The organism is Rahnella sp. P4_A8 (genome assembly GCF_056402435.1).
This window is the reverse complement of sequence record NZ_JBFUHK010000122.1, coordinates 1-4,835: the sequence shown is the minus strand read 5'-3', so window position 1 is coordinate 4,835 and position 4,835 is coordinate 1. Positions and strand designations below refer to the sequence as shown.

The following is a 4,835-nucleotide window of genomic DNA, read 5'->3' as shown; positions in this document are numbered from 1 at the left end:
GTAATATCCGGGCGCTGAAAAGTGCTCCCGGCGCACAAAAAAACATCCCTATATAACCGGAGATAATGGGCTGGGTCGCTCTCACGGTGGTTTTGGCATCAAAATCCATCGGGTGACAGGCGCAAGCGGTCTCCCGCTAAAGGTTCACAAAAACATGTCCGGTTGCTAGCAAAAATTTCACTTAGTAACTAGCATTTATTCAAGTTTCCCCTCAATGAAAATGCTTATTTTAGGGTCTTTTACTGTGGTTTTTTAAGTCAGTTTCTTTATTCCAACGTGATTATCTCTGAATGATATTATTTTTATGGATTCATTCATCAGGGCACAACAGCCACTGTTCGTTCTGTGTTTAGGCCGGGGATTCCGACGCTGATGCCTTACGAAAAAGCGAAGTATGCCGATCAAACCCGGTTGCAGAAATGACATCAATAACGCAGGGGAGTCTGTAAATGGGTGACAGCAGGTTGAAGGTGATGGCGTTGTTGGCCTGGCTGGCGTTTTTTGCATCCTTTCCTCTGCAGGCGGCTGAACCCCGGCAGATGCCGTCTGATCAGGAAAAAGCCCGCACTGTTTATATTTTTCACCAGCCGGTGGTGATGTTGCAGGCCACGTTCGGCTTGTCCACGCCGGAAGAGCGTGTGCTGCGCATCCGTAATACGCTGCGCTCGCTGAGCAGGGAAGATATAAGCCATCCGGTGCAGATTCTGCCTGTGCAACGTTATGGTCAGCAGGGACGGATATTTGTGATCAACGGTAAGCCGCTGATGCTGCTGGCAGAAAGTGATCTGGATGAAGGCGATGATCTGACGCTCGATCAGGCCGCGCAGCGGGTGCTGGTGCGTTTCAATGCACAGCGTACCTCTCTGACAGAGCAATATTCTTCCTCTTATCTGGCGATCGCGACGCTAAAAGTGGTGGCGGGCACCGCGGTGTTGATCCTGTTGTATTACTCCGCGTTTAAATCCTGGGCCAAAGTGAAAGCGTATTTCACGGCAAAGATTTTGCTGAAAAAGGGTTGGATCCCGTACCGGTGGCGCAGCTTACTGGGTGCGGTTGAAGTGCGTTTATACGCTATGTTGATGATTCTACTCAGTATCGTTGCATTCTATCTGTGGCTGAGCTGGCTGTTCCGTTTATATCCGTGGACACGTATCTGGGGCGAATCGCTGGGCGACTGGTCAGTAAATGTGGTGCAGAAAATCGCATTAGCGATTGTGTCGGCGTTTCCCGGACTGATGATCGTGGCAATCATTTTCCTCATTACGGCGTTTATTCTCAAGCTGCTGAAAGTAATGTTAAAACGGGTTGAAACCCGAAAACTTAAGATACCCGGTCTGCATCCTGAAACGGTGGGCGCGACGCGAAAACTGATTTCCGTGATGGTCTGGCTGTTTGCGCTGTCGGCGGCGTATCCGTTTTTGCCAGGGGCAAATTCACTGGCCTTCAAAGGTGTCAGCGTATTCTTTGGTCTGATGCTGACGCTGGGTTCTGCAGGCGTGATGAATCATGCGATGAGCGGACTGGTGCTGATTTATTCCCGGGCACTGCGTAAAGGCGATGTGATCCGCATCGGCGATAACGAAGGGCTGGTGAGTGAAATCGGCATGCTGGCGACTAAAATTATCACCCGCGAAAGTTACGTTGTCACGGTGCCGAATGCTGTGGTGGTTAGCGGCAAAATCACCAATCTCAGCGCACAAAACCCGGGAGGTGGCGTTAATCTGACGACCAGCGTCACCATCGGTTATGACACGCCGTGGCGGCAGGTTCATGCCATGCTGGAACTGGCCGCCAGTCGCACGCGAGGTATTGATCTTCAGCAGAAGCCGCTGGTGCGCCAGCTCAGCCTGATGGACTGGTACATCGCTTATGAACTGCAGGTGCATCTCCAGCCGGGCGAATCTCTTGCCACAGTGAGAAGCGAATTGCACAGTCACATTCAGGACGTATTCAACGAATTTAATGTGCAGATCATGTCGCCGAATTTTGTGAATCAGCCGGAAACGGCGGTCATGGTAACTCAGGATAACTGGTTCGCCGCACCCGCCTCACCGCCAGACAATCCGAAATGAAATCTATCAGACGGGTCAGCGCTTGCCTTTAATTGTTGTCCGGTTGTTAACCCTGCGGCGGGAACTGACCGAGTTGCATGAACGCGCCAAACCAGTCTTCCAGATGCCAGGTGGTGGTGACGCGTTCGCCATTCAGCTCATGAAATTCATGCAGCCGGATGCTGACAAATTTGCCGGTCGGTTCGATGCCCATAAAGTTGCCGTGATGGGTACCGGTAATTTCTGCGCGCACGGCAATCTTCCCCGGGGTCTGAAGAAGGTCGTGGATGGTGATCTTCACATCCGGAAAAGCCTCAATGAACCCCCGGATGATCGGTTTCAACCCTTCGGGGCCGGATGCCTGACCTGGCGCGAGGGGAATATCTTTCCAGTCCTGCGTGACTGCCTCATCCATTAAGTCCGGATCATGCAGGCTAAAAGCCTGATAGATTTTTTCAACGGCTTTACGCTCCGCGATAAGACGATTTGCCATCTCGCTATTGTTGTCTGACATCGTTAAATTCCTCTGGCTGATTGCATTTTTATAGGGTTAATGTGGTGCACGCAGCGAGTATCACATTCATATCAGTAAGAATTGAAATAAGAAAAGCATATAGAGGAATATACGTTTTATGGATTTTAAGGGTCTCGATTTGAATCTGCTGGTCGCGTTTGATGCGCTGATGGAAGAGCGGAATGTGACCCGTGCCGCCAGCAAAGCGGTGGTCAGTCAGCCCGCGATGAGCGCGGCATTGTCGCGCCTGCGAACGCATTTTGCGGATCCGCTGTTTATCCGCAGTGCTTCCGGTTTGCTGCCTACCGCCAGGGCAAAAGAGATCGGTTTGCATGTGTCAAAAGCACTTAACGAACTGAGTCATCTGCTGGCTCCGGACGACAATTTTGCGCCGGAAAACAGAAAAATGTCTTTTACGCTTGGCACGTCCGAATATCCGCTGATGGTGTTACTGCCCGGCATTATGCGGGCGATCAGCGAACAGGCGCCCGGAGTGACACTGCATGTGAGGACATTCACCGACCGCGATGCGTCCGTGTCGATGCTGGATGCCGGTGAGGTTGATGTGGTGATCGGTATTCACCCGACCCGGCCGGAAAACCGCATCTTATCGCAGCCCTTGTTCAGTGATGAATTTGTCACGCTTATCCGCCGCGACAGTGATGCGGCACGCAACGGCATGACGTTAGAAACCTATCTCGGGATGAGCCATATTCTGGTCTCGCCGGAAGGAAATCATTATGGTCTGGTCGATGAACAACTCAGGGAGATGGGGCTGGCTCGTGAACTTCGTCTGACGTTGCCGACCATGGCTGGCGTTGCCGGTGTGGTGCAGCAGACGGGGTATGTCGCGACGGTGCTCAAACGCAGCGTGGTAGTGAGCGAGAAACACCCCAATATCGTGATGACCCTGCCGCCGGTGGCATTGCCGGAGATCCCGTTTTATCTGTTGTGGCACCGGCGTTCTGATGACAGCAATGCGCAGAAATGGCTGAGACAACTGATCTGCGCGCAGGCCCATGAATTGCTGTGAGTGACCAGACTCCGTTAATACCACGGGGCGAAGATTCAGCCACCGGGGAAACCATTCCCCCGCATGATGTGCCGGGGGATGTGTGAGAGCTAACCCGCTATTCCGTTCAGTTTTTCCATCACTTCATCGGACAAAATCACCTTCGCACTGGCCAGATTTTCCTGTAGATGCTGCGGCGATGACGTGCCGGGGATCAACAAGATATTCGGCGAGCGTTTGAGCAGCCAGGCCAGCGCGACCTGCATCGGCGTCGCCTGCAATTGTGCCGCTACTTCATCAAGCTGCGTTGACTGCAACGGCGAAAAACCGCCCAGCGGGAAGAACGGCACATACGCGATTTCCTGTTCAGCCAGGCTATCCACCAGCGCGTCGTCGTGACGGTTCGCCAGGTTATACATGTTCTGAACGCAGGCGATCGTCGTCAGTTTCTGTGCATCGGCGACCTGTTTTGCAGTCACATTGCTCAGACCTATATGACGGATCAGGCCGCGCTCCTTCAGCGTAATCAGCGCTTCCAGCTGCGGTGCCAGTGACCCTTCTTTTGGCTGACGTTCATCGAGCATGCTGCGCAAATTTACCACTTCCAGCGTCTCCAGCCCGAGATTGCGCAGGTTATCTTCCACCGCCTGCGTCAGTTCCTGCGGGCTGAAAGCCGGTAACCAGCCGCCTTTTTCATCACGTCGTGCGCCGACTTTTGTCACGATGCACAGATTATCGGGATACGGATGCAGGGCTTTTTTGATCAGCTTATTGGTTTCATGCGGACCATAAAAATCGCTGGTGTCGATGTGATTAACACCAGATGCCAGGGCATCACGCAGCACCTGAATGCCCCGTGCTTCATCGCTGATCGGGCCAAAAACGCCGGGGCCAGCCAATTGCATTGCGCCATAACCTAAGCGCGCCACTTCTCTGTCGCCGAGGGGGTAAGTCATTGAGGTGTGTGACATGGAATTCTCCTGTGTGATTGTTCACTGATTGTAGCCGCGGGCAGGTTGTGCAACTATCCGGTGAAATCAGGACAAACTGTACGGACTGGCGCACAATGACGAAGGTTATCGCGCTGAATTCTGCACAGGACACTGCTTATTGATTTTTGCCCTGAAGATAATCAGGCCAGACGCCCATAAGAGCCGCATTGTGCAGCGCTCTGACGGTTATGGGTGTCACTTTTCCCTGCATCCGGTTTAGGGTAAAAATCAATGAACCGAGAACACCCGTTTTTTCGGGGAAATGG

General features: G+C 52.7%; 4 protein-coding genes and 1 pseudogene. 3 read left to right on the top strand and 2 right to left on the bottom strand.

Going from position 1 to position 4,835, the window contains the following annotated elements; all coding sequences use genetic code 11:
• Both AC1DUO_RS23370 and AC1DUO_RS23365 read left to right on the top strand, forming a co-directional pair.
• Positions 1 to 145: pseudogene (locus AC1DUO_RS23370) on the top strand (IS5/IS1182 family transposase); the annotation flags it as partial.
• Positions 146 to 449: 304 nt separating this feature from the next.
• Positions 450 to 2,072, top strand: coding sequence for a mechanosensitive ion channel family protein (locus AC1DUO_RS23365; RefSeq protein WP_119262307.1), 1,623 nt, complete (start codon positions 450 to 452; stop codon positions 2,070 to 2,072).
• Positions 2,073 to 2,118: 46 nt separating this feature from the next.
• Here AC1DUO_RS23365 and AC1DUO_RS23360 read toward each other — a convergent pair whose 3' ends face one another.
• A complete protein-coding gene (locus AC1DUO_RS23360) occupies positions 2,119 to 2,565 on the bottom strand; it encodes an ester cyclase (protein ID WP_112151407.1) in 447 nt (148 codons plus the stop codon).
• A gap of 118 nt (positions 2,566 to 2,683) precedes the next feature.
• On the opposite strand from AC1DUO_RS23360, the gene AC1DUO_RS23355 reads away from it, so the two are divergent.
• Positions 2,684 to 3,598 (top strand): LysR family transcriptional regulator, encoded by a 915-nt coding sequence (locus AC1DUO_RS23355; protein ID WP_013578166.1) that lies wholly within the window; start codon positions 2,684 to 2,686, stop codon positions 3,596 to 3,598.
• Between the two features lie 89 nt (positions 3,599 to 3,687).
• Here AC1DUO_RS23355 and AC1DUO_RS23350 read toward each other — a convergent pair whose 3' ends face one another.
• The gene (locus AC1DUO_RS23350; protein WP_013578167.1) at positions 3,688 to 4,548 is read right to left on the bottom strand and encodes an aldo/keto reductase family oxidoreductase; all 861 of its coding nucleotides are present in this window, start codon (positions 4,546 to 4,548) and stop codon (positions 3,688 to 3,690) included.
• Between the last annotated feature and the right edge of the window lie 287 nt (positions 4,549 to 4,835).